Raw genomic sequence first — 24,925 nt, 5'->3', positions numbered from 1 at the left:
CCGGCCGTTCAGTGCGCGCGGACGAACCATCCGTCGTTGCGACGCAGGCGCCAGGCAATGGCGCCGAGGGTCAAGCTACGCAGTAGCATGAACAGCAGGAAGGTTATCCACAGGCCATGGTTGCCCAGACCTTGCAGCGCCCAAGCGAACGGCGCCAGCAAAAGTACCGTCAGCAGCATGCCGTTGCGCATTTCCCGGGCGCGGGTGGCGCCGATGAACAGCCCGTCGAGCAGGTAGCTCCAGACTGCAATCAGCGGCAGTGCGGCAAGGTAGGGCAGGTAGATGAACGCGGTGTCGCGCACGCTGGCAATGTCGGTCTGCATCTCGATGAACAGGCGCCCGGCAAACAGAAACAACACGGCAAACCCCAGGCTCGCCAGCAACGACCAGCCGCAGGCCACCACCAGGGAGCGGCGCAAGGCATCACGGTCACGAGCGCCGATGGCATGCCCGCACAGAGCCTCCACGGCGTGGGCCAGGCCATCGAGCGCGTGGGCGGTCAACAACAATCCATTGAGTAGAAGGGCGTTGGCAGCGACGGTGGCATCGCCCAATCGTGCGCCCTGCACGGTGATCAGAAAAAACACCGATTGCAGCGCCAGGCTGCGCAGGAAGATGTCGCGGTTGACCGCCAGCAGTGGACGCCAGCTCTGCCACAGCCTCAAGGCAGCCCAGGCGATGTGGCCAGGGTAAGCGCGCAAGGCCTGGCGGGTCATCATCAGACCGAACAGGGCGCCGGTCCACTCGGCGATCACCGAGGCCCTGGCCGCGCCGACCACGCCCCATTCCAGACCGAGGACAAACCACAGGTTCAGCGCGATGTTGACCAGGTTGGTGCTCAGCAGAATCACCAGCGGCGCGCGGGCGTTTTGCGTGCCGAGGAACCAGCCGACCAGCGCATAACTGGCCAGCGCCGCGGGGAGGCCGAACAGCCGTGTATGGAAGAATTCGCGGGTCATCTGGTCCAGTTCCGCGGACGGCTGCATGAAATGCAGGGCGACCCCGCTCAACGGGACGCCAGCCGCACCCAGCACAATGGCCAGCCCCATGGCCAACAGCAGGCCCTGCAACAAAATCTGCCGCAACGCCGCGCCATCTCCGCGTCCGGCGGCCTGGGCGGCAAACCCGGTGGAACCCATGCGCAGAAACCCCATGGCCCAGGCCAGAAAGGTATACAGGCTGGCCCCGACCGCGACGGCACCGAGTTGATGGGCATGGGGCAGGTGACCGATGACGGTGCTGTCGACCAGCGCCACCAACGGTACGGAAATGTTCGAAAGAATCATCGGCGCAGCCAGTGCCCAAACCCGGCGATGGGTCGGACGGTCGCGCCAGTCGGCAATCAGGTTGGACATGCAGGCTCCTTGGGGGAGCGGGCATTGTAGCGGTGAACTCGACCTGTAAAACAATGAGATCTCTGTGGGAGCGAGCCTGCTCGCGATAGCGGTGTGTCAGTCCAGAAAATGCTGGTTGTGCCGACGTCATCGCGAGCAGGCTCACTCCCACAGTGTTTGGTGGTGTCAGTGCATGATCCAGCTCAGCAACCACAACCCCAGCATCAACCAGATGATTCCCATGATGAACGCCGCATTCATGAACGCGCGGATGGCCGACCATAGCAACACCAGGCCGATAATCAAGACAGCGATGCTGATGATCGAGGTGTCCATGCCCAGTGCACGGGACAGACCGTCGACAAAATTGCTGCTGGCACGGCTCACCATCTGGAACAGGCCACTGAGGGCGTCAACGATGAAACGGATGACTGTGCCTAGCGCTTGGCCGAGCCATTCGAAAAAACCTTCTACCTGCATGGAATGAGCGTCCTGATCAAAAAGAAGCGTGGTTGACGGAGTTGGGCCGTCAATCGCGGTGGCGAGTTCCACACAAGCATAGAGCGTTGCACCGTAACTGTGGGAGTAAGCCTGCTCGCGAAAGCGGCGGTGCAGTCAACATTGATGTGTCTGACCCACCGCCTTCGCGAGCAGGCTCGCTCCCACAATAAAAGCAATGCCGGCCGCTCAAGCTTTGTCACTTGCCTTCACTCGTCATCCCCCCGAAGCTATACATCTTCAGGAGAGCCCGATGAACCTTGTTGAACTGACCGAACGCCTGCACGCCATCCGTGACCGCAATGACTGGCGGCAATTTCACAGCCCAAAAAACCTGGCCATGGCCGCAAGTGTCGAAATGGCCGAGCTGGTAGAGATTTTCCAGTGGCTGACCGAAGACCAGTCCCGGCAATTGCCGGCTGACAAACTGGCCCATGCCGGCCAGGAAATTGGCGATATCGTGCTCTATCTGCTGTTGTTGTGCGGCGAGTTGGGTTTGGACATGAATGAGGTGGTGCGCAGCAAGCTGGCCGACAGTGAACGGAGGTTCAGCTGATGAGCGACCGTCATTTCGATCAACTGGCGACGCGTTTCGCGGAAAAGATCTACGGCGGAGCCAAAGGCGCAATCCGCCTCGCGGTGCTGCAGGCCGACCTGGCCGAATCCCTGCCGGACCGACCGCTGCGGGTACTGGATATCGGTGCCGGTCTTGGCCACATGTCGTTGTGGTTGGCCGAGCGCGGGCACCAGGTGACCCTGGCCGAGCCTGCCGAGCCCATGCTCGAAGGTGCCCGCCAGCGTTTCGCCGAGGCCGGGCAAACGGCAACGTTCATCCAGGCACCGTGGCAGGAACTGCTCGGCCAACTCACTGAGCCCTACGATCTGGTGCTGTGCCATGCCGTGCTGGAGTGGCTGGCCGAACCCCACGCGATCCTGCCGGTGCTGCACCAACTGACGAAGGCGGATGGCTGGCTGTCCCTGGCTTTCTACAACCGCGATGCACTGATCTATCGCAACCTGCTCAAGGGCCATTTCCGCAAGATGCGCAAGAACGACATGGCCGGCGAGAAGCAGAGCCTGACCCCGCAACAACCCCTGGATCCACGGGAATTGGCGGCGCAACTTGAGGGGCTTTGGCGGGTCGAAATTCAGAGCGGGGTACGGGTTTTTCACGACTACATGCCCGTGGAATTCCAGGCCCGCGCCGAGTTGCCGGACTTGCTCGAAATGGAACTGGCGCACCGCCGTCACCCAAGCTTTGCCGGGCTTGGGCGTTACCTGCACTGGATTTGCCGGCCTGTCTGATCGGAGCGTGAAATGAAAAGTCGTTCAGGGTTGCTGGTGATCTGCCTGGGTTTGTCTGCCTGTCAGGGCAGTAACCCGTATGTGGCGTCCTCCAATCCCATTCCCCCGGCGCCACCACAGGCGGCCAACACCTTCGACCGCAGCGCCTACCCGGCGCCGACCCGTGACTACGGGCGTTATCGCAGTTGGGCCTGGCTCAATGGGCATTTGCCACCGGGCAACGCGTGGGCGGACTCGGCGCAGGTCGCCGAAGCCGTCAGCAACGCCCTCGATCAACGGGGCTTGCGACCGTTGCACGATAATCGCCCGGCAGACCTGTTTGTCAGTGCCGACCTGCGCCTGGAAACCCGCTTGCGCCAGGTCCAGGACGACTACGGTTATGGCGGGTATGGTGGTTACAACCGCTATGGATATGGCCCGGGTTATGGCATGTACGGCAGCGCGCCAATCATCCGGACTTATCAGGAGCAAGTTGTGGTCGTGCAGGTGGATATGTTCGATGCGCAAAGCGGCCAACCGGTATGGAGTTCCAGTGCTGAAACCAGCCACCGGGGCACCCAGTCCGAGCAGGCAGATGCCATACGCAAGGCTGTGGAAAAGGCGATGTCGGCGTATCCTCCCAGTTAGCTTCTGTAGTTAAGAAGCATTTCGCAGGTTCATGTTCTCAATCGGAGAAAAATCATGTTCCGCCGTTTCGCTTTACTGGCAGTGGCTGCGCTGCTCAGTGCCTGCGCCGCCAACCAGGTCAATCATGACTTCGACGCCAGCCGCGATTTCACCGCTTATCGCAGCTGGAGCTGGAAAGAACCGGCCCTGCAATATCGTCCTGATGATCCCCGGATCAAGAGCGACCTGACCGAGCAACGGGTGCGCCAGTCGGTGGCCGATCAACTGGACCAGCGTGGCCTGCGCCCGGCCGCCAAGGGTGATTTGAATGTGCAGACCTACCTGATTGTCGAAGAGCGCCAGCAACAGGTGACGACCAATTACGGCGGAGGTTGGGGTAACCCATGGAACGGCTACTGGGGCGCGCCGATGTACAACGAAACCCGTAACGTCAGCTACAAAGTGGCCACCATCCAGATCGATCTGCTCGACAGCAAGGACGGCAAGCTGGTGTGGCGTGGCAGTGACGAACAGATGCTCAGCCGCACACCGAATCTCTCCGACCGCAGCAATGCGATACGCGAAACCGTCGCCCGGATATTGGCCAACTATCCACCCAGATAAACACCACAACACCCTGTAGGAGCGAGCTTGCTCGCGATGGACGCAAGGACGATGCGTGCGGCCTGAAGGCGCGCGTTATCGTTGACCTCCATCGCTAGCAAGCTCGCACCTACAGGGTTTTTTGTGCCTGAGCTGGCGAGATGCCAGCAGTCTCGTCCACCCTTGTCTACACTGCTTCACACCAACGGAGGTAGCGCTTGGCAGCGCGCCGGCAAAGGAGTGCGCGATGTCGCCTCGCATGCAGTTTCGCGGCCCGGCCCGGCAACGGGGGGCGATAGGCTTGATGGCGGCATTGACCCTGACGCTGGCACTGGGATTCATGTTGCTGGTGGTCGATACCGGCAGGCTTTATCTGGAGCAGCGCAAGTTGCAGCGGGTGGCCGATGTCGCGGCCCTGGAGGCGGTCACCCGTGACGGCAATTGCCTGCCGCCGGGATCAAGCGCAGCGGATTACGCCCTCGCCAGTGCGACCCGCAACGGTTACAGCGCCGCCGACGGCACGCTGCAAACGGCCTGCGGATCGATGCAGACGGGGGCCGACAACCTTCGATACTTCGTGGCCGATGCCAGCAAAAAAGAAGCTGTTCGCGTGATCGTGACCCATACGGTGCGGACCAGCGTCGCCGCGGGCATAGGCGCATTGTTGAGCCCTGGCCCTACCGCGCTTACCACTCGGCTCACAGCGACAGCGGTCAGCGCCCCGGCGGTGCTTCCCCCGCTCGCGTCGTTGACCATCGGCAGTACGACGCTGGTGGTGGATGCCAGCAAGTCGGCCGCCTTGAATCTGCTGTTGGGGCAAATGCTCGGTGGCAGCCTGAACCTGAGCGTTGCCGGGTGGCAAGGGTTGGTTGATAGCCAGATCAACCTGCTCGGCTACCTCAACCAACTGGCCGTCGACGTGCACGTCAGTGCAGGGAACTACACCGAGCTGCTCAGCAAAAACATCGCGCTCACTCAAGTGCTGGATACGGCCGTCACGGTACTCCAGACCGGTGGCCCGACCACCAGCGTGGCAGTCACCGGCCTGACCAATGTCAAGGCCGCGGCAGGCAATACGTCAATCGTGCTGGGGAAGTTATTGCAACTGCAGACCGGCGTCTCTTCGGCGGCACTCAATACCAATGTGCAGGTGTTCCAGTTGGTGGAAGCATTCGTGCAACTGGCCAACAGCCAGAACACCGCGGTCGCCAACATTCCGTTGAACATCCCGGGCCTGGTCAATGGGACGGTCAAAGTTAAAGTCATCGAGCCGCCGCAATTGTCGGCAATCGGCAACCCGGCGTTGGTCAATGGCCAGCTCAATGATCCCAACCGGATATTCGTGCGCACGGCCCAAGTGCGCACGGTCCTGTCGCTCAACTTGCCGGTGTTGTCCGGTATCAGCGGTCTGGCCAGCGCCATTACCAACAATGCCTTGGTGAGCGGGCTCACCAGTACCTTGAACAGTGTTTTGAATCTTGATCTGGGCGGTACGTTGGGCTCGGTGCTTTGCCTGTTGGGTACCTGCGACAAAACCGATCTGCAGATCCTGCCCACACCGACCATCGACATCGCCCTGGAGGTGGGCGCCGCCGACAGCCACGTCACCGGATACACCTGCGCCAACGACGCCACCAAAACGCTGACCACGCAGACCAACACGTCATTGGTAAAGCTGAAAGTCGGCAAAATCGATACCGCCAATGCCTTTGCCTCCTCGGCCGATGTGACCGTGCAGCCCTTGGCGTTGATTGATATCGGCAAGATCAAATGTGTGCTCTGGAACTGTATCGCGAGTACCCGCGTCCCCTTTTATGGCGGTGGGCTCGGCGTGAAAATCGACACTTCGGTGGCCAGTACCCAAAGCACGCATGTCTATAACCAACCACCGGAAATCAAGAAGCCGCCGATGTACTACAGCCTGGGCACACAGGGCATAGTCAATAGTCTGAAAGGAACCTTGAGCGGTGTTCAGGTGGAGGCCTACAAACCCACCGGCTCAAGCTTGCTGGGCGGCTTGCTGGTCACTGCCGCCGGTACGCTCAATGCCGTCAACACGACGTTGGGACTGGCGATCCAGGGATTGCTCGGTCCCCTGGTTGACCCCATCCTCGACGGCTTGCTGGCCAACCTCGGGATAACGCTGAACAAGGTCGACGTGGGCGCAAACCTGAGCTGCAAGCCGCCCGGACGTCCGGCCCTCACGATCTAATCCACCTGCACAATGGGCAGTTCGATGCAGAACCGCGCGCCCTCGACCGAGTTCCTGACGCTCAGTCTGCCGCCCATGTTCTCAACGATGCCGTAACTCACCGACAGCCCCAGGCCGGTGCCGACACCCACCGGTTTGGTGGTGAAGAACGGCTCGAAAATCCGCTCCAGCAGACGTGGATCGATGCCGCCGCCGTTATCCTCGACCCACAGCCGCACCGACTGTTCATCCCGTTCGACGTACAGCGAAATCCACGGTTTGAACGCCGGGTCGGTGTCGCGCTTGCCGAGCAGCGCATCCCGGGCGTTGACCATCAGGTTGATCAGCACCTGTTCAAGTTGATCGACATGACCACGCACCTGCACCTCGAACCCCGGTTCGCTGACACGCAAATCCACCCCTTTGCCGCGCATGCCCTCGGCCAGCAGCGAGAGCGTGCCTTCGATGGCCTGGGCCGGGTTGAACGGATGCTGTTCGATCTCCGAGCGACGGCCGAACACCCGCATGTGATCCACCACCCGAGCGGCGCGCTGTACCTGTGTATCGATCCGGGTGAGCTTGTCGGTCAGGTAGTCGATTTGCGCATCGCCTTTTTCCAGGCGCTTTAGCACGTTGACGATGGCCATGCGCATCACGTTCAGCGGCTGGTTGATTTCATGGGCCAGTCCCGTGGCCATTTCGCCAAGGGTGGCCATTTTCGCGCTTTGCGTGAGTTGCTGCTGGGAACGCCGGACTTCAGTGTTGTCGCGGCCTACGGCTTGAATCTCCAGCAACCGGCCCTGCTGATCGAACACCCCGCGATCCGACCAGACCCACCAGGCATGTTCCCGGCCAGGCAATTGCAGGTTGATTTCGGCGGTGCTGACCGGAAATTCCGGGCTCAACTGGTTCAGGCGCCGGGTGAAGGCGTCGCGCTGTTCCGCGGACATCCAGCTGCCCAGGTTGACCCCCGGTAATTGCTCCGGTGGACATTCGAGGTAAGTCGCCAGCGGCTTGTTGCCGAACGTCAGGGTCAAGTCCGGGCGGTAGCGGCAAATCATCGCCGGCGAATCTTCCACCAGAATCCGGTAACGCTCTTCGCTCTGTTTGACCTGTTCGGTAGCCAGGGTCGCTTCGGTGACATCCAGCCACAAACCTACGGCCTCGACCGGCAGGCCGAGGTCATCGCGCAGCAGCCTGGCTTCGTCGAGCAACCAGTGATAATCGCCGCGGCTGTCACGCAGCCGATAGCGGGCGCTCACCGAACCCTCGCGCAACAGCTGGCGGGTGCGTTCGAAATAGCTGTTGCGGTCATCGGGGTGAACCCGTTCGACCAACGCGGCGCCACTGCAATCGGCGAGTGTCCAGCCGAGCAACGGCAGCAGGCTGTCACTGAAAAACGTCGGTTGCAGCGCGCCTTCGACATAGCGTTGCACGTAGATGACGGCAGGTGAATGGGCGATCAGATTGTCCAGCCGCGCATGGGCCACTTCGGCCTGTTGTTCGTGGTTCTTGATGTCGCTGATGTCGAGCATGAAACCTACCAGACGCCGGTTCTTGCCGACGCCCAGGGCCTGGCCTTGCAGGCGATACCAGACCGGCGCGAGTGCATCATCGGGGCGGTGCAAGCGCACACACAACAGGAGCGCCTGACTTTCATCCTGCAAGGCTTGCAGGCGACTGCGCAGCTCTTCGCGGTCGGCAGGGTGCACCTGGTCGAGCCAATCGGACAACGGCAGGCGCGCACTGACAAGGTTCAGGGCAGTGGCGAGCGAGGGTGCCAGCTGCACCTCGGCGCTGTCACTGAACACTTCCCACCAACCCGTGCCGAGTAACGCTTGCAGCGACTCCAGCCGTTCCAGTTGCAGGTGATGTCGATGCTCGCGCAGGCGTTCGAGCAAGGGGCCAGCGAGCGCGGCGACGACTTGCAGCCAGTCGCGCTCACTGATGTCGGGCGGGCGTTGCTGCACCGGGTAAAAGCCGCACAGTAACCAGGCGGCCACGCCTTGAGCATCGTGATAGGGCACGGCGAATCCGTCGGCATTGCCGAAAGTGGCTTGCAGACGCGGATGCTCGCGCAGTGACAGGTGCTGCGGTACGGAACCACTCAAGCTGTCCAGTCCTGTGCCCAGGCGCTGACCGTTGCGCCACAGCTGTGGTGCGTCCAAAGCCGCAAAGTGTTGGTGAATCTGCCAGCCCTGTTCCTGCTCATCGAGCAACGCCAGGGCCACGCACGGGATCTGAAAGCGCTGCGCCAGAGACTGCAATTGTTCCGCCAGCACATCGGGCAGGCGCATCAGGCTGCACAGGCGCAACTGTTCGGCCATCTGCATCGCGAGCAACTGGCATTGTTCACGGTTGCGCGCCTGGCGGCGCTCCAGCAGCAAGTCGCCGATGTCCAGCAGTTGCAGCAGCCAGGCATCGGCCAAGGGTTGAACCCAGCCGCGCAGGTGCAACGGGGTAGCGTTGAGGCTGTAGAAATCCAGATCGAGCTGTTGTCCCTGCCAATCGGCCGGCACGCCCTCGAGGCTCAGACTGCTGTGGGGCAGGACGAAGTCGAGCAGATGAGGGGCTTTCGCGCCAGGAACCTGCTGCGCCAGCAGGTGGCGCAGCGGCCCTGTCAGGTGAACGACATGGCCCCGGGCATCGAGCTGTAACTGCAAACCGAAACCGTGCGTGCGCAGGGGCTCCGGCAGCACCGGCGAGGGCGGTGGATGACGGTTGAGCAGGCGCCCGAACAGTTTATCTCCGGCACTCAAAATTGCAGGCTCGAACTGGCCGTGAGCGTCGCCGGCAGATGAGGTACCTGGCCGACCCCCGGCAGGTTCAGAAACGGGATGACGGCGCTGATTTTATTCGTGGGGTAATGAATGGCGACCTTCAACTCGCCACCCACATAGGTCGTGGTGGCATCGGTGGCGACGTTGAAGTTCAGTGCCGCAGGAATCCAGGCCAATTGCCGGGTCAGCTCTGCGGTGGCGCGATTTTTGAGCGCCGCTTCGTAACCCGGCATGTTCGGGTCCAGCGCCACGCTTCGGCGTACGGCTTCGGCGGTCGACTGGTTGAACGACTGCATCAACAGCAGCGGCAAGCTGTAACTGACAATGCCATAGAACACGGCGAAAAAAACGATGAACACCAGGGCAAATTCAATGGCCGCGGCGCCTTTTTGTTTGTGGGGGAGGTGGATTTTCATGAGTGCGTCTACCCTGACCATCACTGCGTAATGTCAGCATAGAATCATTCAGCCAAAAAGGACGTTTTTTACCCGATGCAGAGTTTTGTCCTACTGACCTGGCTGACGCTTTGCGCAGCGCAGGATGCCCGGCAACGGCACATCGCCAATGGCCTGACGCTGGGTGCCGGGGTGCTGGCCCTGGCCTGGTTGCTGTGGAGTGGCACCACGTGGCTTGGCGCGACGGCAGAGCAGGGCGGCTGGGCTGCGCTGCTGGCGCTGGCCTTCACATTGCCGGGTTATGCGAAGGGCAGGCTGGGCGCGGCAGATGTGAAACTCATGACCGCACTGGGTCTGGCGACCGACGGTCGGCATGTGCTGGGCGTGTTTATCGGCGCTGCTTTGGCCAGTGTGTGTTGGCTGTTGCTGGCGCCAAGCGTCTGGCTTCATATCGGTCAAGGGCTTAGACAACATGTTCGTTATCTGGAGCCGGGAATGTCAAAAAAACAACCCTTTGCGCCCTTCCTGCTGGTGGGGTTGTTGCTGACATTTGCCTGGCTCGGCTAGGTGTACAGAGTCGGGAACTGCGACTACTTTCTTAGTGAGTTGTACAGCTTATGGCTGTGAGTATGGGAACGGTCAGTTTTTGACCAGGCAGGGAGTTGCACGTGAACAAGCGTACCTCGGCAGTAAAAGTCCTTGTGGTCGATGACCAGCCATTGATCGTTGAAGAACTCTGCGAATTTCTTGAGCGCAACGGCTACCGTTGTGTCCCCTGCGACTCCGGCCATCAGGCCATCGAACGCTTCAACGAAGACACCGACATCGGCCTGGTGCTCTGCGATTTGCACATGCCCGGCCTGGACGGGATTCAACTGGTCCAGGAACTGCAACGCCTGTCCGGAAAACACCGGGCGTTCGAAGCGATCATGCTCACCGGTCGCGCGGACAAGCAGGATGTGATCAAGGCACTGCGCGCCGGGGTTGCCGATTACTACCAGAAACCGATTGATCTGAATGAGTTGCTCGAAGGTCTGCAACGCCAGGAAGTGGCCTTGCACGAGCGGCACAAGGCGTTGCAACTGGGGCATTTGCACCAAAAGTTGCAATACCTGTCCGAGTCGATCGATGACCTGTATCAAGACCTGGACAAGGTTCGGCGCTCGCCGAATTCATCGGCGTCGACGGAATCGGATGACGGCGATACCCGCGATATGGATGGGATGGAGATCCCGGCGATTTTCAATCAGCTGTCGCCGCGGCAGCTGGAGGTGGCGCGGTTGGTGGGCAAGGGGCAGACCAACTATCAGATTGCCTGTGAGTTGGGGATTACCGAGAACACGGTGAAGTTGTATGTGTCGCAGGTGTTGCGGTTGACGCATATGCATAATCGGACGCAGTTGGCGTTGGCGCTTACGCCCAGCAGTTCCGGGTTGCGGCAGAGAGTCACGGCGCACTGACTCGCCTTGGCTTCTGTAGGAGCCGGCTTGCCGGCGAAGGCGGCCTTACAGCCGACCTGTCTCTTGCTGACCGAGTACATATCCATTGCTGCGGTAACGGCTGCTTATGGTTTCGCCCTTACGGCGAGTCCCTTTTGTCAAACGACACAAAAGGAACCAAAAAGTCTCGCCCCGGCGTCCGGCCCCTCGCCAAGGCTCGGGGTTCCTTCGCTCCGGTATCCATCCGGGGACACTGCCCTCCGGTTGGCTTCGCTGCACCTACATGCAGCGTGTTCGACTGCGTCGAACGGCGCTGCGCGCCACTCCCCGGATGAACACCTCCACTCAGCCTCCCGAAGGGGCGGGTGAATCAAGATCAAAAGCTTGCAGGCGAGCTAACGCTCGGCCTGATGAGTGGTGAGGAACGGGTGTACATCAAACTGCTTTTGTAGGAGCTGGCTTGCCAGCGAAGACGGCGGCACAGGCGAAGATGTTTAACCGCCGATAAAAACCCCAGAACCTTCCCACACGTTTTTCAGGTTGTCGGTCGGAAGCCTGATCCCTAGCCTTTGTCCGTCACTGAAAAATCAGTGTCCGGGCGTCGCGGCCTGTTCAGTCTACTTGGTGCATAATCCACCCCTTCCAATCAGGGCGCTTAGGTGCTTGTTGTTTGGAGTAATGGTGGCTGTGCGCGGGATACCTTCGGGTATGCCGGGTTTCCAAGTAGCTCGGTCCGCGACCCCGCGTACAGCTGCCACCCTTGATCGCTGTCGCGGCGAACAGTGGCAGCTCCATTTCATACTTGGAGCTTCACCATGATCAAACCAACCCCAAATCCCCCCGAAACCGACAACGTTCCTGTCGTGCGCAACCCCAGCACGATGTTCGTCATCGCCCCCGATATCGATACCGAGACCCTGCTGGCCCACGCCTGCGAATCCCTTGCTTCGGCAAGTGTCATGGCCAGCGATTTCGCGACGTTTCTGGAGGGGTCGCAACGCAGCACCCTGTTGGGGATCGCGCAGGTGATCATGCTGGGTGAGTTGGCGGTGAATCGGGCGCTGGATAATCTCGATCCGCAAGAGTAATCACCGGACTTTTGTGGCGAGGGGATTTATCCCCGTTGGGTTGCGAAGCAGCCCCAAAACCGGCAACCGGGTTTTTCTGACACACCGCTTAAACCGGTTTTGCGGGCGCTGCGCACCCGAACGGGGATAATTCCCCTCGCCACAGGTTGATCAGGTGCAGCAGGTTCAGCGTTATCCCCCCGACCCGGTATCCACCTTCCCCCCCTCATACTGATCAAAGAACGGCGGGATCTCATGCTGATAGCTCTTCAACCAGCGTTGCATGGCCAGTTCACGCTCAGTCGCGCTGGCGGTCTGGGGTTTTGGGGAGGCGACGGTGTTGCGTGATTGCAGTTGCAGCCAGCCTTCGGTTTCCTGCTGTTGAAGTGAGGCCGGGCCGGCGTCGATGGCGTGGCTGGTGAAGGGCAGGGCCAGCAGGCCGAGGCAGTAGAGGGTGGTCGGTTTCATCCTGTGTTCTCCTTATTGAAGCGCCGACGGGGTGACGGCGGCGACTTGGGCCGCCATGCTCGGGCCCGGTTTGACCGGGGTCTTGAGTTTCTCGGCGCGGGCCTGGGCTTCGGTGACCTGCGCGGGGCTCAGGCCGAAGCGGCTGACCAGTTCGGCGGCGCGGCTCCAGTCGTCCTGGTAGATCAGCAGGGTCACCAGATTCACCGCGGCCAATTGATCGCTTTGCTTGAGTTCTATGGCGGTGAGGAACTCGAACCGGGCGTCTTCGACCCGCAGTTGGTTGAGGTACACCACCCCCAGGTCGTTGCGGATCTTTTCATCGGTGGGCGCCAGGCGCGCGGCCCGTAGCAGATGGGCCTGTGCCTGGCCGTTGTCGCCCTTGGCGGCGGCGAGTTGTCCGAGGCCATGTTCGGCTTCGGCGGCCATGCAGCTGCCCAGCAGGCTGCGGTACAGCGGCTCGGCTTCGCTGCGGCCCAGCAGTCGATAGACCTTGGCCTTGCGCAGACGCACGTCGGCCAGGTTGTCCGGCAGGTTTTGCAGGTTGGCCAGGCTGGCGTGCAGTTTGCCGTCCCTGGCCATGTCATCGGCGAGGTTCATGGCCAGTTGTTCATCGGAATTCAATTTGCCACAACTGGCGGTATGGGTCAGGGTTTCCCAGGGCGTCTGGCCGGTGCTCGCACAACCGCCCAGCAACAACAGGCTCAAACCGGCAATCAATGCTTTCATCAGGTTCCCTCTAGGAAGCAAAGGCCCGGGCCAGGGCCGTGAAGCCCGGGCCGGCCAGTACGATCATCAACGCCGGGAAGAGGAACAGCATCATCACGACGGACATTTTGGCGGACATTTTGGAGATGTATTCCTGCAGGCGTGTGAGGCGCCGGTCGTCGAGCAATTGCTTGAGCGACAGCAGGGATTTCAATGCGCCGCCACCCTGATGGATCAACTGGTGCAGGATCACGCAGGTGTCGGTGAATTCGTCTACGCCCAGCAAACGGGTGGTCTTGTTCAGTTCTTCGCCCAGCTCCAGGCCGGAATCGACCCGGGCCAGTACCAGGCGCAGTTCATGGGTCAAGTTGGGCAGCAGTTGTTTGCCTTCGATGCTCAAGACCCGCAGCGATTGCTCCACGGCCATGCCCGATTCGAACAGGATGCGCAGTAACGCAATGAACGTTGAGGTTTCGCTGGCCAGTTGTCTTTGTCGACGTTGTGCGGCGGCGGCCAGCAGACGCTTGGGCAACAGGTAGCCGATGCCGGTGGCGAATGCCGGGGCGATCCAGTGATTTTCCACCACCGGGTAAAACAGGCCCTGAATCAGCAGGCTCAAGGCCAGGGCCAGCACCGGTATGCCCACCTGAAACGCGGCGAACAGCGTGCGTTGCCGTGCACTGCGCCAGCCCAGGCGATTGAGCAGGGCCTGGGTTTCATTGTCGAGGTTGACCGTCTGCTGCCCGATGCGGCTGGCGCCCAACGCCTGCAGCCACCGGCTGAGACGATGGTCGCCAGAGATTTTGCCGTCCAGGCGCTGGACGATCTGGCGGGCTTGCCGACGCTGTTCCAGCAAACTGACGAGGAGCAAGAGTGCGGCGCCGAGAAACAGCAGGGCGCTGATCAGCAATGGCATCTTCATAGGCTGCGCAGCATGCGCCACAGCGCCAGGCATCCCACCGCCTGCAAACCGAAGGCGGTCGCCAGCATCGTCTGGCCGGAGTGGGTGTCCCACATGGCGAGCAGGTAGGTCGGATTGGAGATCAGGAAGTACCCGGCGAGTGTCACCGGCAACAGTGCCAGGACCACCGCCGTGACCCGGGTTTCCCCCGTCATGGCTTTCAATTGACGAGCAGCTTGCTCGCGTTCGCGGATCACTTTGATCAGGTTTTCCAGCACCTCACTGGCATTGCCGCCGTAGCGGTGGTTGACCTTCAGCCCGAGTGCGAACAAGCGCAGTTCATCTTTTTCATACAGCTCGGCGAAGTCAGAGACGGCGTCTGCCAGACTGACACCCAACTGCACATTGCGTTGAACCCGGCCCATGGCATTTTTCAACGGGTCCTCGACTGCGTCGATGGCGCCCAGTACGGCATCGGCCAGTGTCCGCCCGGCCTTCAGGCTGCGCACGGCGTGATCGAGCAGGGACGGCAGTTGTTCAATCATGCGCGTGAGCCGGCGCTGATAACGCCAGCCGACATACAGGCGCATCACCAGCGGTGGTATCAACAGCAACAGCAGCGCGCCGAACCAGCCACCCACGCCCAGCCCCATCAGCACTGCCAGGGACCAGAATGCCAGCCATGCGCCCAGCCGTTCAGTGGGCCGTCCGAGACCGGCCCGCAGGAAGGCGCGATCAAATCTTGTCCACGAAGTTTTCTGCACCACCCGTTGCGGCTGCCCCTGGTTCAGGCGGCCCAGAATCCGCTCGGTGCCGCTCTGGCGCAGCCCGTTGTAGAACAGCCGCACCGATACCCCCAATAGGGCCAGGCAAACGAGGATGAGCAGCAGCGGTTTGAGCATGCGGTGGCCTCAATACGCCGATGGGGAGAGCGCCGACTCGCGGCGCAGTTTGTCGCCGGCGGGGTTGACCGCCTCGCGCATGAAACCGAAGCCGGTACGGCGGTCGAGCCGGAACAGGGTGTTGGTGACGTACACGTCATCGCGCACGCCAATGACCTCCACCACTTCACTGACGCAGCGGCGGCCGTCGGGCATGCGCGTCAACTGGATGACCACGTCCAGCGCTGCACAGATCATCTGCCGCAAGGTGCGGTCGGCGATGGTGCGGCCCGTCAGGCCGACCAGGGTTTCCAGGCGCAGCAATGCATCCTGGGCGTTGTTGGCGTGTACGGTGCTCATGGAACCGTCGTGACCGGTGTTCATGGCGGTGAGCACATCGACCACTTCGACACCCCGGATCTCGCCAAGAATGATCCGGTCCGGGCGCATCCGCAGGGCGTTGCGAATCAGGTCGCTGGCCTTCACTTCACCATGGCCTTCGGCATTCGGCGGGCGGGTTTCCAGGCGCACGACATGGGGGTGGCCCAGTTGCAATTCGGCGACATCTTCGATGGTCACCAGGCGTTCGTGAGGGTTGATCAACTGACTGAGGATATTGAGCAACGTGGTTTTGCCGGTGCCGGTGCCGCCACTGATCAGGATGTTGCAACGGCTGCCCACAGCTTGTTGGATGAACTCGAAGACCGCCTGATCGATGGTTTGCATCGCGATCAGGTCGCTGCTTTTGAGCATGTCCTGGCGAAATTTTCGAATCGACAGGCACGGGCCGTCGAGGGCGATCGGTGGAATGATCGCATTGACCCGGCTGCCGTCCGGCAGGCGCGCATCGACCATCGGCGATGACTCATCGAGGCGACGACCCAGGGGCGCGAGAATGCGCTGCATGACGCGCTCGACGTGGTGGGCGTCGATGAAACGCAAGTCGCTTTGATGCAGGACACCATCGCGCTCGACAAAGACCCGGTGCGGGCCGTTGACCAGGATTTCAGTCACCGCGGTGTCGCGCAGCAGCACTTCCAAGGGGCCGAAGCCGGTGAGCTCATCGACGATCTCCTCGGCCAGGCGCTCCATTTCATAACGGGATATCGCCAAGTGCAATCGGGCGATGTATTCGGCCACCTTGTCGATGACGAACTGCGACAGCACTTGCCGCGAACCTTCCAGCAGGTTTTTGCCGGACTCTTCGATGGCGTCGATGATGTAGCGGTGCAGCACCAGTTTCAGGCCTTCGTGGTCGGTGTTGCCGATCGCGGCGCGCTGGGGGGCGCCGAACAGTTTTTCGCCGCTCATTGCGCGCCCCTCAATCGGTTGAACCAGCCAATCCTGGGTTTGGCCAGGCCTTCGGAGCGTTTGGCCAGGCGTTCGCCCAGGGCCCGCAGGCTTTGGGTAAGGCCTTCGCGCGGAGCCAGCTCAAACAGGGTCACGCCCTGGTTCTTGGCGTTGAGTCGTACTTCCGGGCTGTAGGTGAGCGTGGCGATGACCTCCATGCCGAAGCTCTTGCCCAGGGTGTCGGAGTCCGGTGCGACGCTGCGCAGGTAACGGTCCACCAGCAGCCTGGCGTGATCGAGCTTCAAGCCTTTTTCGCGCCACAGGTTGAGCACCGCCAGGTTGCGCCGGCAGTCGAGCACGTTCTGATCGGTGTACCACAGCAGTTTGTCGCAATGGCTGACGAACGTGCGCAAGGCTTCGCTGTCCGGCTGGCCGGTGAGGTTCACCACGATGTGCTGGAAGTGTTGGCGCAAGGCACTGAGCAGCATGTACAACTCGGCGGCGCTGGTGTGCTCCAGCGGTTCGTCGCTGCTGGCATAGGCCAGGATACGCAGCCCCATGTCACAACTGGTGAAGGCGCTGTCGATCAGTGTCGCGTCGAGGCGTCGCACGTGCCGCAACGCATCGCCGAAATGAAACGAACTCTCAAGGCCGAGCAAGGCCAGGCTGTCACCGCGCGGCAATCCGAGATCAAGCAGCAGCGTGTGCTGACCGCTGTTTTGCACCACTTGCGCCATGTGAGTGGCCAGCAGTGCACCGTCGGCATTGCTCTGCACGCCATAGAGCACGGTCAGGCCACCCAGATGCGTGTTCGGTGCCACTGGCGGCAGGCGTTTGCCCAAGCGCCGCACCAGGCCGGCCACTTCACTGGAGCGTGAACCATAGGCCACGAAATCCCGGGCGCCGGCACGCATTGCGTTGAGTACAAGCTGGTTGTCCATGCCGTCGCCCAACGCGACGATGGCCAGCATCGGTTTGGCTTCCAGCGCACCTTCGATCAACGCGCTTTGGGTGACGACGTGTTCACGGTCGAGGCCGACGAACACCAGGCTGGCGAAGGTCACGTCCACCAACGCCAGCAATTCGTCGAGGCTGCCGCCGCCGGCACTGACCACCTGGCCCAAAGGGGCAAGGGCGCCTTGCAGCCACTCGAGGTCGGTGCTGTTGCGCGTGATCGCGAGGAAGGTCTGGCTCAGGTTCTGACTCATTGCGATAACCCGCTGCGTTTGTCGAAGTCGCCGTTTTCGAGGAAGTACAGGCGATACCAGTTCGGGTCGTAGTTACGCAGTTTTTCACCGGGCAACGACGGCAGTTGCGCGTTGGCCGCTAATGGCTGCACCAGGTGCGGCGTGACGATCATCAACAGCTCCCGTTCTTCGCGGTTGATCGACGAGCTGCGAAAGAACGCGCCAAGGATCGGGATATCGCCCAGCCCGGGAAACTTGCTGACTTGCGAGGTGTTTTGCGTGCTGATCAAACCGCTGATGACAAAACTCTCGCCATCGGCCAGGGAGATGCTGGTGTCGGTGCGGCGAATGGTGAATGCCGGAACGTTGGTGCCGCCGATGGTGACGCCATTGTTGAAGTCCAGTTCGCTGACCTCCGGCGCCACCTTGAGGGTGATCTGGTCATTGCTGATCACGGTCGGTGTCAGGGTCAGGCGGATGCCGAATTCCTTGTATTCGATGGAGTAGCTGTTGCTGTTGGCGCTGGGCACCGGGATCGGGATTTCACCGCCGGCGAGGAAGCTGGCGCTCTGTCCGCTGAGCGCGACCAGGCTGGGGCGAGCCAGGGTATAGGCGAAGCCGCTGCTCTCCATGGCATTGATGATGGCCAGGAAATTGCCGCCGCCGGCGACGATGTTGTACATGTCGTTGGCCAGCGGAATGCTGGGCACGGCGATGCGTGGATCGATGTTGCGCAGTGGAAACACGCGAGGTGTCACGGCCGTGTTGGGCACCGTGCCGGGGGAGCCGAACAGGAAGTTCGAGTTCTTGCCGAAAATCGAGGTGCTGGCTTCCTTGAGTTTGGTCCGGCTGACTTCAACGAAGCGGATGTCGGTCTGTACTTGGGAGGGCAGCAACGGGTCATCGGATGGCAACCTGGCGTTGCGGGTCATGGCGGCGGTCGCTCGCCCCTGAACGAATACCATGCTCTGGCGCGGCGTCGTGGCGCAGGCGGTCCAGACCATCAGGCTGGTAGCACCGGGGGCCATGCCGGTGAGCAGCAAGGCCTGGTTGCCGTTGATCCGCACATCGGCGATTTTCGGATCGCCCACCGCCACGCGGGTGATCGCCACCGGCGTTTGCAGTTCCTGTTGCAGGCCTTCGCCGACTTCCAGCGCCGCGGGCAACGGGCCGAGCGCGGCGCAGTTTCCGGTCGCCGCCGATACTGAATTGACTGGCATACCGCACAGCAAGGTGGCGCAGATCAAGCCGTTGAACAGCGGCATAAAACGTCTGTGCATGGGAGAAGCGTCCTTGCATGATTCAGGGGGTTTGTTGAGTGAGTTCGTTGCCACGGATGATTTCCACACCCCGCTTGCGCGGTGCTGCCACGGCACTGACGGGTTTGGGTGGCGCAGTCATGGCCAGTTGGCTGAACTGCAGCAACTGGCGGTTGGCATTGTCGAGACTGGCCGCAGAACCGCTTTCACCCGCCCAATAACGCGACAGGCGTTTTTCATCGGCACTGCGTACCGCCAGGCGCAAGACGCCAGCCTGGGTCGCGAGCATGAGGCGACTCACCAGTTGCTCGGGCACCGCGAGCAGAACGCTGCGGGCGCTGGCGCGCAATTGCTCCTGCCTGAGTTTTTCTTCGATGGTGTGGGCCGGGCTCGAGGGCTGGCCATCGTTGGTCAAGCCCAATTGTTCACCCACCCCGAGAACCCGCAAAGCCGGCACCACAAGCTGCGCTGATGGCTGAAGGTTGTTGCTGTCCATGCGCAGAAACAGCAGCACATCGACATAGTCCCCCGGCGTCAGTTGGCCACCGGCATTGATCACTTCGTCCACGGCAACCGCGAGGGCGCGTTCATCGGGACGGATCATCCGCGCCAGGCTGCTGCCCGCCTCGAAGCTTTCGTCATTGAGCCAGGTACCGGCGGCCAGGGCGCGCCAGGGCGTACGACCAATCGCCTGATCGAGTCGGCTCAGGCTACCGGCCGGTGCGGTACGCAGTTTTTCCAGGGTGACGTCAGCGGCGGTGATTGGCGTGTACGGCGCCACGTCATTGACCAGCACGACCACCGGCTGGCGCGTGGAGTCTTCCACCGTTGCAAGCGCCGGGGCGGGTGCGGCAGGTGCAGTGACAGTAGGTTGAACGATGGGCTCGGTGGCGGGTTGACGGCTCAGCATCAGGCCCCAGTAACCGGCGATAAGGGCACCGACCAGCAACAACCCGGCAAGGCCCAGGGTGACACGACTGTTCATGACGGCTCTCCCTTTCCTGCTGCTACAAGCACTCGTTCAAACAACGAGAAATATTCGCAATCAGGCAGCTATGAACATGAAATCATTTGGCTATTTGACCGTAGCGCAGGTAGAGCAAAATGCCATTAGCTGACCGAAAATAACTAACGGGCGAGGTGGGATTCGCGAAATAACACGGTTTTTTGACGTCAACGAAACGGTTAATACTTTCGTGTTAATGCGTATTTACAGTTGTTGGTCGGGGGAATGCCGACAATGCTGGTGCTGGCATAGGGGAATCATGTTGCGCTTGTGCAACACCCGGGTGCTCCAGGAGATACGTCATGTCTTTTTCCAAGCTGGTTCAGAAGGTCAAATCCGAAATCGCTTTTTACAAAGGTCTGGCCAAGGACACCGAAGGTGCTTCGGGTATCGAGTACGCGATCGTCGCGGGAATGGCTGCGGTGATTCTGGCGACGTTCATGTCACCCATTGCCACGGCGGTGAAGGGCATTTTCACCATCATCAAGGATCAACTCGTGCCAGCGCCCTGATGGCGGTGGTTCGCTGATTTTTCGCTATGGTTCCAATGTCAGTGCCCAGTCCCACACAGGTGGTGCCCATGATCGCTCCAGCTTCCCCGCGCCAGCAGCTTCTTCTGGTCGATGACGAAGAGGACGCATTGCTTGAGCTGGCGGAGTTGCTGGAGGGGGAAGGGTTCAACTGCTTCACGGCAACTTCGGTCAAGCTGGCATTGCATCATCTGACGCGCCATCCGGATATCGCCTTGGTGATTACCGATTTGCGCATGCCCGAGGAGAGCGGCATGTCGTTGATCAAACGGCTGCGCGAGCATACGTCGCGCCAGCATTTGCCGGTGATCGTGATGTCCGGGCACGCGGACATGGACGATGTCAGTGACATGTTGCGCTTGCAGGTGCTGGATCTGTTTCGCAAACCGATCTATCACGTGCGGTTGCTGGAGACGCTGAACAATCTGTTTCCGCAGCCGCAGATTTTTCTGGTCAAGGGGTGAGCCTGCTCGCGACGACGGGCGGACAACCCACCAAAATGTTGTGGATATCCCCAATCCCTGTAGGAGCTGGCTTGCCAGCGAAGACGTCCTTGAGCCTTGCGCCGACCATTAGAATGCCTTCGCCGGCAAGCCGGCTCCTACAGGGTTTTGTTGAGGTTCAGGTCACCGGCTGCCAATGTCCCGCCATGTGTTTCAGGTCCCCGTCGCCGATCAACTGCAGTTCACCACTGGACCCCGCCGCGCTGGCCAGCAACGCCACTTGGCTGGGCAGGCGCACCGGTTTCTTGAACTGCACCGTGATCTCGATGTTCGCCGCCGGCAAATGATCCGCCAGCGCGGCGAGCGTGCGCGCCTTGTTCCACAGTCCGTGGGCGATGGCACAAGGAAATCCGAACAGTCTGGCACTGGCCGCACTGAGGTGAATCGGGTTGTAGTCGCCAGAGACCCTGGCGTACTGCCGGCCGATGTCCGCCGGTGCTTTCCACTGGGCGATCTGGGTCAGTGCCAGCGTCGAGGCCAGCGCTTCTTCGACAGGCTCGCCCTCCAGCTTGACGCCGCGACAGAGCATCTGGCTTTCGGCTTCCCATAGCGTCCCCAACTGATCATCCAGGGTCGTCACCAGATCGAACGTTGCGCCCTTGGCATGGGGTTGCAGGTTCTGCACTTTCACGCCGACCCGCGCCCGATGGAGCCCGCCCATGGGGCGTAACACACGAATGCGATTGCCCAGGTGAATCAACCCCAGCAACGGGAAGGGAAACTCGTGGGCGGTGAGCAGCTGCATCTGCAAGGCGAAGGCGAGGATGTGGGGGTAGGTCGGTGGCAGCAGGCTGTTGTCGTCGAAACCGCAGACTTTGCGATAGGCCGCCAGCCGCTGCGGTTCGACATCGACCCAGCAGCGCAGCCCCGAATCGGGCAGGGTGGTGCCGGTGATCTTGCGCCGCGTCGCGGCTTTTGCGTACAACGCCGGCAGGCCGGGTTCGCGTGTGAGCATGTGCCAGTCAGTCGTCATGCTCAGGCCCCCAGAACACTTTGCCCGCAGACGCGCAGCGCCTGCCCGGTGAAGGCGCCGGTGCCCGGTTGTGCAAGCCACGCCACCGCTTCGGCCACATCCTGCGGCAGGCCACCCTGGCCCAGGGAACTCATGCGCCGCCCGGCCTCGCGCAGACCGAACGGAACACGTGCGGTCATCTGGGTTTCGATAAAACCGGGGGCCACCGCGTTGATGCTGATGCCCCGTGCCTGCAACAACGGCGCCCAGCTTTGTGCCAGGCCGATCAGTCCGGCCTTGCTCGCCGCGTAATTGGTTTGTCCGCGATTGCCGGCGATGCCGCTGATCGAGGCCAGCAGAATCACCCGGCCGTTGTCATGCAGCGTGCCCTTGTCGAGCAGGGCCTTGGTCAGCACCTGCGGGGCATTGAGGTTGACCGCGAGCACCGCGTCCCAGAAGTCCGGGGTCATGTTGGCCAGGGTTTTATCCCGGGTGATACCGGCGTTGTGCACCACGATATCGACGCCGTCGGGCAACTGTTCGATCAACTGCGTGGCGGCGTCTTCAGCGCAGATGTCCAGGGTGACGCTGCGCCCGCCGAGGCGCGCGGCCAGGGCTTCGAGATCGCTTTTCGCCGGTGGCACGTCCAGCAGGATGACCTCGGCACCGTCGCGGGCCAGGGTTTCGGCGATGGAAGCGCCGATACCCCGTGCGGCACCGGTGACCAGTGCCTTGCGCCCGGCCAACGGGCGGGTCCAGTCCGTCACCTGAGTGGCGCAGGCGTTCAGGCGGACCACTTGCCCGGAGACGAACGCGCTTTTGGGTGAGAGAAAAAACCGCAGCGGGCCTTCGAGTTGGTCTTCGGCACCTTCGCCAACGAGGATCAGTTGCAGGGTGCCGCCGCTGCGCAGTTCCTTGGCCAGCGAGCGACTGAAACCTTCCAGGGCACGCTGGGTACTGGCCGCGAAGGGATCGCTCAAGGTCTGCGGGTCACGCCCCAGAATCACCAGGTGCGCGCAATGATCGAGGTTCTTCATCAGTGGCTGGAAGAACTCGCGCAGTTGTTTGAGCTGGTCGGTCTGCACCAGGTCGCTGGCGTCGAACACCACCGCTTTGAGTTTCGGGCCGTGGCCGGGGATCCAGGCCGTGGCCATTGAAGGGTCGGTGCCGTAGCTGTAAATCGCGTCGGTCAGCCGGTTGGCGAACGCGCTGACGTTCTCCGCCAACGGCCCGCCACCTATCAGCAATGCACCCTCGACGGGACGCAGGCGGCCGGCCTGCCAGCGTTCCAGGCGCACCGGCGAAGGCAGTCCGATGGCCCCGACCAGACGATGGCCGATGGACGAATTGGCGAAGTCGATATAGCGGTCAGACATGGAACGCGCTCCGGTAGCTGGGATACAAAGTGTGGACCATCAATGGCGATCGGTCGTTCGATCCACGAGATAAGGCCTACGCTCAGGTTATGGCAACGCAATCCCTGTAGGAGCAAAGCTTGCTCGCGATGGTGGTATGTCAGTTGACATGAATGTAGCTGACCCACCGTCATCGCGAGCAAGCTTTGCTCCTACAAGGGATCGGCTCAACTTTCAGGCATTCATCAGGAGCTTTTCATGACTCAACTGCGTCGTGTCGCGATCATCGGCGGTAACCGCATTCCCTTCGCCCGCTCCAATGGACCGTACGCAACCGCCAGTAACCAGGCCATGCTCACCGCCGCGCTCGAAGGTCTGATCGAGCGTTACAACCTGCATGGCCTGCGCATCGGCGAGGTGGTTGCCGGTGCGGTGCTCAAGCTGTCGCGGGACATGAACCTGACCCGCGAGTGCGTGCTCGGTTCGCGGCTCTCGCCCTCGACGCCCGCCTATGACATCCAGCAAGCTTGCGGCACCGGGCTGGAAGCGGCGCTGCTGGTGGCGAACAAGATTGCCCTGGGCCAGATCGAGTGCGGCATTGCCGGTGGCGTCGACACCACCTCCGATGCGCCGATCAGTGTCAGCGAAGGGTTGCGCAAGATTTTGCTGCAAGCCAACCGCGCGAAGAGTACCGGCGACAAACTGAAAACCTTCCTGCAATTGCGCCCCCGCCACCTGATCCCCGAATTCCCGCGCAACGGCGAGCCACGCACCGGTTTATCCATGGGGCAGCATTGCGAGTTGATGGCGCAGACCTGGAACATTTCCCGTGAAGCACAGGATCAACTGGCCCTGGAGAGTCATCAGAAACTGGCCGCGTCCTATGCCGAGGGTTGGCACAACGATTTGATCACACCGTACCTGGGCCTCACCCGCGACAACAACCTGCGCCCGGACTCGACACTGGAAAAACTCGCCGCCCTCAAACCGGCCTACGAGAAAAGCGCCAAGGGCACCCTGACGGCGGGCAACTCCACGCCGCTGACCGATGGCGCGTCGCTGGTACTGCTGGGCAGTGAAGCGTGGGCGAAGGAGCGTGGCCTGCCGATTCTCGCTTACCTGCGTGATGGCGAGGCGGCAGCGGTGGATTTCGTCAACGGAGCCGAAGGTTTGTTGATGGCACCGGTGTATGCGGTGCCGCGTCTGTTGGCCCGCAATGGCCTGACCCTGCAGGACTTCGATTACTACGAAATCCACGAAGCCTTCGCCGCGCAAGTGCTGTGTACGTTAAAGGCCTGGGAGGATGCGGACTACTGCAAAACCCGCCTCGGGCTCGATGCGCCGCTGGGCTCGATCGATCGCAGTCGGCTCAACGTCAAAGGCAGCTCGCTGGCGGCGGGGCATCCGTTTGCCGCCACGGGTGGGCGTATTGTTGCCAACCTGGCGAAGTTGCTGGATGCGGCGGGGAAAGGGCGGGGGCTGGTTTCGATTTGCGCGGCGGGTGGCCAGGGGGTGACCGCCATCATCGAACGTTAGATAAGCCTGTGGGAGCTGGCTTGCCAGCGATAGCGGAGTGTCAGCCAATAGAGATATCGAATGTGTTGTCCTCTTCGCTGGCAAGCCAGCTCCTACAGGGATTGTCGGTGTTGAATAGATTTGTGACATGGCTT

The 24,925-nt window shown here is 61.5% G+C and carries 25 protein-coding genes; 11 read left to right on the top strand and 14 right to left on the bottom strand.

Annotated elements, in window-relative coordinates; all coding sequences use genetic code 11:
• Window positions 1–8 precede the first annotated feature (8 nt).
• Window positions 9–1,355 (bottom strand): MATE family efflux transporter, encoded by a 1,347-nt coding sequence (locus tag GPL81_RS25540; protein ID WP_160108970.1) that lies wholly within the window; start codon window positions 1,353–1,355, stop codon window positions 9–11.
• 165 nt (window positions 1,356–1,520) lie between these two features.
• On the bottom strand, window positions 1,521–1,814 hold the full coding sequence (locus GPL81_RS25535) for a hypothetical protein (protein ID WP_096513595.1): 294 nt from the start codon (window positions 1,812–1,814) through the stop codon (window positions 1,521–1,523).
• A gap of 271 nt (window positions 1,815–2,085) precedes the next feature.
• Between GPL81_RS25535 and GPL81_RS25530 the strand changes: the two genes are divergently transcribed.
• The 5 genes from GPL81_RS25530 to GPL81_RS25510 all read left to right on the top strand — a co-directional run bounded on the left by GPL81_RS25530 (window position 2,086) and on the right by GPL81_RS25510 (window position 6,558).
• Window positions 2,086–2,388 (top strand): MazG-like family protein, encoded by a 303-nt coding sequence (locus GPL81_RS25530; RefSeq protein ID WP_160108969.1) that lies wholly within the window; start codon window positions 2,086–2,088, stop codon window positions 2,386–2,388.
• A complete protein-coding gene (locus GPL81_RS25525; RefSeq protein ID WP_096513593.1) occupies window positions 2,388–3,137 on the top strand; it encodes a methyltransferase domain-containing protein in 750 nt (249 codons plus the stop codon). The genes GPL81_RS25530 and GPL81_RS25525 overlap by 1 nt, the downstream gene beginning before the upstream one ends.
• Before the next feature lie 12 nt (window positions 3,138–3,149).
• On the top strand, window positions 3,150–3,764 hold the full coding sequence (locus GPL81_RS25520; protein ID WP_160108968.1) for a DUF4136 domain-containing protein: 615 nt from the start codon (window positions 3,150–3,152) through the stop codon (window positions 3,762–3,764).
• A 54-nt stretch (window positions 3,765–3,818) separates the two neighbouring features.
• The gene (locus GPL81_RS25515; RefSeq protein WP_160108967.1) at window positions 3,819–4,367 is read left to right on the top strand and encodes a DUF4136 domain-containing protein; all 549 of its coding nucleotides are present in this window, start codon (window positions 3,819–3,821) and stop codon (window positions 4,365–4,367) included.
• Between the two features lie 226 nt (window positions 4,368–4,593).
• Window positions 4,594–6,558: a pilus assembly protein TadG-related protein gene (locus tag GPL81_RS25510; RefSeq protein WP_160108966.1), complete on the top strand. Its 1,965-nt coding sequence runs from the start codon at window positions 4,594–4,596 to the stop codon at window positions 6,556–6,558.
• On the opposite strand, the gene GPL81_RS25505 is transcribed toward GPL81_RS25510, so the two are convergent.
• Window positions 6,555–9,296, bottom strand: coding sequence for an ATP-binding protein (locus GPL81_RS25505; RefSeq protein WP_160108965.1), 2,742 nt, complete (start codon window positions 9,294–9,296; stop codon window positions 6,555–6,557). The genes GPL81_RS25510 and GPL81_RS25505 overlap by 4 nt on opposite strands.
• Window positions 9,293–9,733, bottom strand: coding sequence for a TadE/TadG family type IV pilus assembly protein (locus GPL81_RS25500; RefSeq protein WP_160108964.1), 441 nt, complete (start codon window positions 9,731–9,733; stop codon window positions 9,293–9,295). The genes GPL81_RS25505 and GPL81_RS25500 overlap by 4 nt, the downstream gene beginning before the upstream one ends.
• A 75-nt stretch (window positions 9,734–9,808) precedes the next feature.
• On the opposite strand from GPL81_RS25500, the gene GPL81_RS25495 reads away from it, so the two are divergent.
• The 3 genes from GPL81_RS25495 (at window position 9,809) to GPL81_RS25485 (ending at window position 12,239) form a co-directional block, all read left to right on the top strand.
• On the top strand, window positions 9,809–10,279 hold the full coding sequence (locus GPL81_RS25495) for an A24 family peptidase (protein ID WP_160108963.1): 471 nt from the start codon (window positions 9,809–9,811) through the stop codon (window positions 10,277–10,279).
• A gap of 101 nt (window positions 10,280–10,380) precedes the next feature.
• On the top strand, window positions 10,381–11,172 hold the full coding sequence (locus tag GPL81_RS25490; protein ID WP_160108962.1) for a response regulator transcription factor: 792 nt from the start codon (window positions 10,381–10,383) through the stop codon (window positions 11,170–11,172).
• A 794-nt stretch (window positions 11,173–11,966) separates the two neighbouring features.
• Window positions 11,967–12,239 (top strand): DUF6124 family protein, encoded by a 273-nt coding sequence (locus GPL81_RS25485; protein WP_160108961.1) that lies wholly within the window; start codon window positions 11,967–11,969, stop codon window positions 12,237–12,239.
• A 171-nt stretch (window positions 12,240–12,410) separates the two neighbouring features.
• On the opposite strand, the gene GPL81_RS25480 is transcribed toward GPL81_RS25485, so the two are convergent.
• Genes GPL81_RS25480 through cpaB form a run of 8 tightly spaced genes read right to left on the bottom strand, consistent with a single transcriptional unit; the run spans window position 12,411 to window position 19,894 of the window.
• Window positions 12,411–12,686, bottom strand: coding sequence for a DUF3613 domain-containing protein (locus GPL81_RS25480; protein ID WP_160108960.1), 276 nt, complete (start codon window positions 12,684–12,686; stop codon window positions 12,411–12,413).
• Window positions 12,687–12,698: 12 nt separating this feature from the next.
• Window positions 12,699–13,412, bottom strand: coding sequence for a tetratricopeptide repeat protein (locus tag GPL81_RS25475; protein WP_160108959.1), 714 nt, complete (start codon window positions 13,410–13,412; stop codon window positions 12,699–12,701).
• A gap of 10 nt (window positions 13,413–13,422) precedes the next feature.
• Window positions 13,423–14,313, bottom strand: a complete 891-nt coding sequence (locus GPL81_RS25470) for a type II secretion system F family protein (RefSeq protein ID WP_160108958.1) — start codon at window positions 14,311–14,313, stop codon at window positions 13,423–13,425.
• Complete coding sequence (locus GPL81_RS25465) at window positions 14,310–15,194, bottom strand: type II secretion system F family protein (RefSeq protein ID WP_160108957.1); 885 nt, start codon at window positions 15,192–15,194, stop codon at window positions 14,310–14,312. The genes GPL81_RS25470 and GPL81_RS25465 overlap by 4 nt, the downstream gene beginning before the upstream one ends.
• 9 nt (window positions 15,195–15,203) lie before the next feature.
• A complete protein-coding gene (locus GPL81_RS25460; protein WP_160108956.1) occupies window positions 15,204–16,484 on the bottom strand; it encodes a TadA family conjugal transfer-associated ATPase in 1,281 nt (426 codons plus the stop codon).
• Window positions 16,481–17,671, bottom strand: a complete 1,191-nt coding sequence (locus GPL81_RS25455; RefSeq protein WP_160108955.1) for a CpaE/TadZ family protein — start codon at window positions 17,669–17,671, stop codon at window positions 16,481–16,483. Before GPL81_RS25455 ends, GPL81_RS25460 begins: the two co-directional genes overlap by 4 nt.
• Window positions 17,668–18,930: a type II and III secretion system protein family protein gene (locus GPL81_RS25450; RefSeq protein WP_160108954.1), complete on the bottom strand. Its 1,263-nt coding sequence runs from the start codon at window positions 18,928–18,930 to the stop codon at window positions 17,668–17,670. Before GPL81_RS25450 ends, GPL81_RS25455 begins: the two co-directional genes overlap by 4 nt.
• 22 nt (window positions 18,931–18,952) lie before the next feature.
• Window positions 18,953–19,894 carry a Flp pilus assembly protein CpaB gene (gene cpaB, locus GPL81_RS25445; protein WP_160108953.1) on the bottom strand — a complete coding sequence of 314 codons (942 nt, stop codon included), beginning with the start codon at window positions 19,892–19,894 and terminating at the stop codon, window positions 18,953–18,955.
• 323 nt (window positions 19,895–20,217) lie between these two features.
• Between cpaB and GPL81_RS25440 the strand changes: the two genes are divergently transcribed.
• Both GPL81_RS25440 and GPL81_RS25435 read left to right on the top strand, forming a co-directional pair.
• Complete coding sequence (locus tag GPL81_RS25440; RefSeq protein WP_096513576.1) at window positions 20,218–20,427, top strand: Flp family type IVb pilin; 210 nt, start codon at window positions 20,218–20,220, stop codon at window positions 20,425–20,427.
• 68 nt (window positions 20,428–20,495) lie between these two features.
• Complete coding sequence (locus GPL81_RS25435) at window positions 20,496–20,909, top strand: response regulator (RefSeq protein WP_160108952.1); 414 nt, start codon at window positions 20,496–20,498, stop codon at window positions 20,907–20,909.
• A 157-nt stretch (window positions 20,910–21,066) separates the two neighbouring features.
• On the opposite strand, the gene GPL81_RS25430 is transcribed toward GPL81_RS25435, so the two are convergent.
• Together GPL81_RS25430 and GPL81_RS25425 are read right to left on the bottom strand one after the other, a co-directional pair.
• The gene (locus GPL81_RS25430) at window positions 21,067–21,921 is read right to left on the bottom strand and encodes a MaoC family dehydratase (protein ID WP_160108951.1); all 855 of its coding nucleotides are present in this window, start codon (window positions 21,919–21,921) and stop codon (window positions 21,067–21,069) included.
• Window positions 21,922–21,923: 2 nt separating this feature from the next.
• The gene (locus tag GPL81_RS25425) at window positions 21,924–23,276 is read right to left on the bottom strand and encodes a 3-oxoacyl-ACP reductase (protein ID WP_160108950.1); all 1,353 of its coding nucleotides are present in this window, start codon (window positions 23,274–23,276) and stop codon (window positions 21,924–21,926) included.
• Window positions 23,277–23,513: 237 nt separating this feature from the next.
• On the opposite strand from GPL81_RS25425, the gene GPL81_RS25420 reads away from it, so the two are divergent.
• The gene (locus GPL81_RS25420; protein WP_160108949.1) at window positions 23,514–24,791 is read left to right on the top strand and encodes an acetyl-CoA C-acetyltransferase; all 1,278 of its coding nucleotides are present in this window, start codon (window positions 23,514–23,516) and stop codon (window positions 24,789–24,791) included.
• Window positions 24,792–24,925 lie beyond the last annotated feature (134 nt).

Source organism: Pseudomonas izuensis (assembly GCF_009861505.1).
Classification (GTDB): Bacteria; Pseudomonadota; Gammaproteobacteria; order Pseudomonadales; family Pseudomonadaceae; genus Aquipseudomonas; species Aquipseudomonas izuensis.
The sequence above is the reverse complement of the archived record's forward strand: the minus strand, read 5'-3'. Positions and strand labels throughout refer to the sequence as shown.

Bases quoted from the DNA above. Each gene is read 5' to 3' on its own strand.
- GPL81_RS25540 (WP_160108970.1), bottom strand. From the start codon at position 1,355: ATGTCCAACCTGATTGCCGACTGGCGCGACCGTCCGACCCATCGCCGG.
- GPL81_RS25535 (WP_096513595.1), bottom strand. From the start codon at position 1,814: ATGCAGGTAGAAGGTTTTTTCGAATGGCTCGGCCAAGCGCTAGGCACA.
- GPL81_RS25530 (WP_160108969.1), top strand. From the start codon at position 2,086: ATGAACCTTGTTGAACTGACCGAACGCCTGCACGCCATCCGTGACCGC.
- GPL81_RS25525 (WP_096513593.1), top strand. From the start codon at position 2,388: ATGAGCGACCGTCATTTCGATCAACTGGCGACGCGTTTCGCGGAAAAG.
- GPL81_RS25520 (WP_160108968.1), top strand. From the start codon at position 3,150: ATGAAAAGTCGTTCAGGGTTGCTGGTGATCTGCCTGGGTTTGTCTGCC.
- GPL81_RS25515 (WP_160108967.1), top strand. From the start codon at position 3,819: ATGTTCCGCCGTTTCGCTTTACTGGCAGTGGCTGCGCTGCTCAGTGCC.
- GPL81_RS25510 (WP_160108966.1), top strand. From the start codon at position 4,594: ATGTCGCCTCGCATGCAGTTTCGCGGCCCGGCCCGGCAACGGGGGGCG.
- GPL81_RS25500 (WP_160108964.1), bottom strand. From the start codon at position 9,733: ATGAAAATCCACCTCCCCCACAAACAAAAAGGCGCCGCGGCCATTGAA.
- GPL81_RS25495 (WP_160108963.1), top strand. From the start codon at position 9,809: ATGCAGAGTTTTGTCCTACTGACCTGGCTGACGCTTTGCGCAGCGCAG.
- GPL81_RS25485 (WP_160108961.1), top strand. From the start codon at position 11,967: ATGATCAAACCAACCCCAAATCCCCCCGAAACCGACAACGTTCCTGTC.
- GPL81_RS25480 (WP_160108960.1), bottom strand. From the start codon at position 12,686: ATGAAACCGACCACCCTCTACTGCCTCGGCCTGCTGGCCCTGCCCTTC.
- GPL81_RS25475 (WP_160108959.1), bottom strand. From the start codon at position 13,412: ATGAAAGCATTGATTGCCGGTTTGAGCCTGTTGTTGCTGGGCGGTTGT.
- GPL81_RS25470 (WP_160108958.1), bottom strand. From the start codon at position 14,313: ATGAAGATGCCATTGCTGATCAGCGCCCTGCTGTTTCTCGGCGCCGCA.
- GPL81_RS25465 (WP_160108957.1), bottom strand. From the start codon at position 15,194: ATGCTCAAACCGCTGCTGCTCATCCTCGTTTGCCTGGCCCTATTGGGG.
- GPL81_RS25460 (WP_160108956.1), bottom strand. From the start codon at position 16,484: ATGAGCGGCGAAAAACTGTTCGGCGCCCCCCAGCGCGCCGCGATCGGC.
- GPL81_RS25455 (WP_160108955.1), bottom strand. From the start codon at position 17,671: ATGAGTCAGAACCTGAGCCAGACCTTCCTCGCGATCACGCGCAACAGC.
- GPL81_RS25450 (WP_160108954.1), bottom strand. From the start codon at position 18,930: ATGCACAGACGTTTTATGCCGCTGTTCAACGGCTTGATCTGCGCCACC.
- cpaB (WP_160108953.1), bottom strand. From the start codon at position 19,894: ATGAACAGTCGTGTCACCCTGGGCCTTGCCGGGTTGTTGCTGGTCGGT.
- GPL81_RS25440 (WP_096513576.1), top strand. From the start codon at position 20,218: ATGTCTTTTTCCAAGCTGGTTCAGAAGGTCAAATCCGAAATCGCTTTT.
- GPL81_RS25435 (WP_160108952.1), top strand. From the start codon at position 20,496: ATGATCGCTCCAGCTTCCCCGCGCCAGCAGCTTCTTCTGGTCGATGAC.
- GPL81_RS25430 (WP_160108951.1), bottom strand. From the start codon at position 21,921: ATGACGACTGACTGGCACATGCTCACACGCGAACCCGGCCTGCCGGCG.
- GPL81_RS25425 (WP_160108950.1), bottom strand. From the start codon at position 23,276: ATGTCTGACCGCTATATCGACTTCGCCAATTCGTCCATCGGCCATCGT.
- GPL81_RS25420 (WP_160108949.1), top strand. From the start codon at position 23,514: ATGACTCAACTGCGTCGTGTCGCGATCATCGGCGGTAACCGCATTCCC.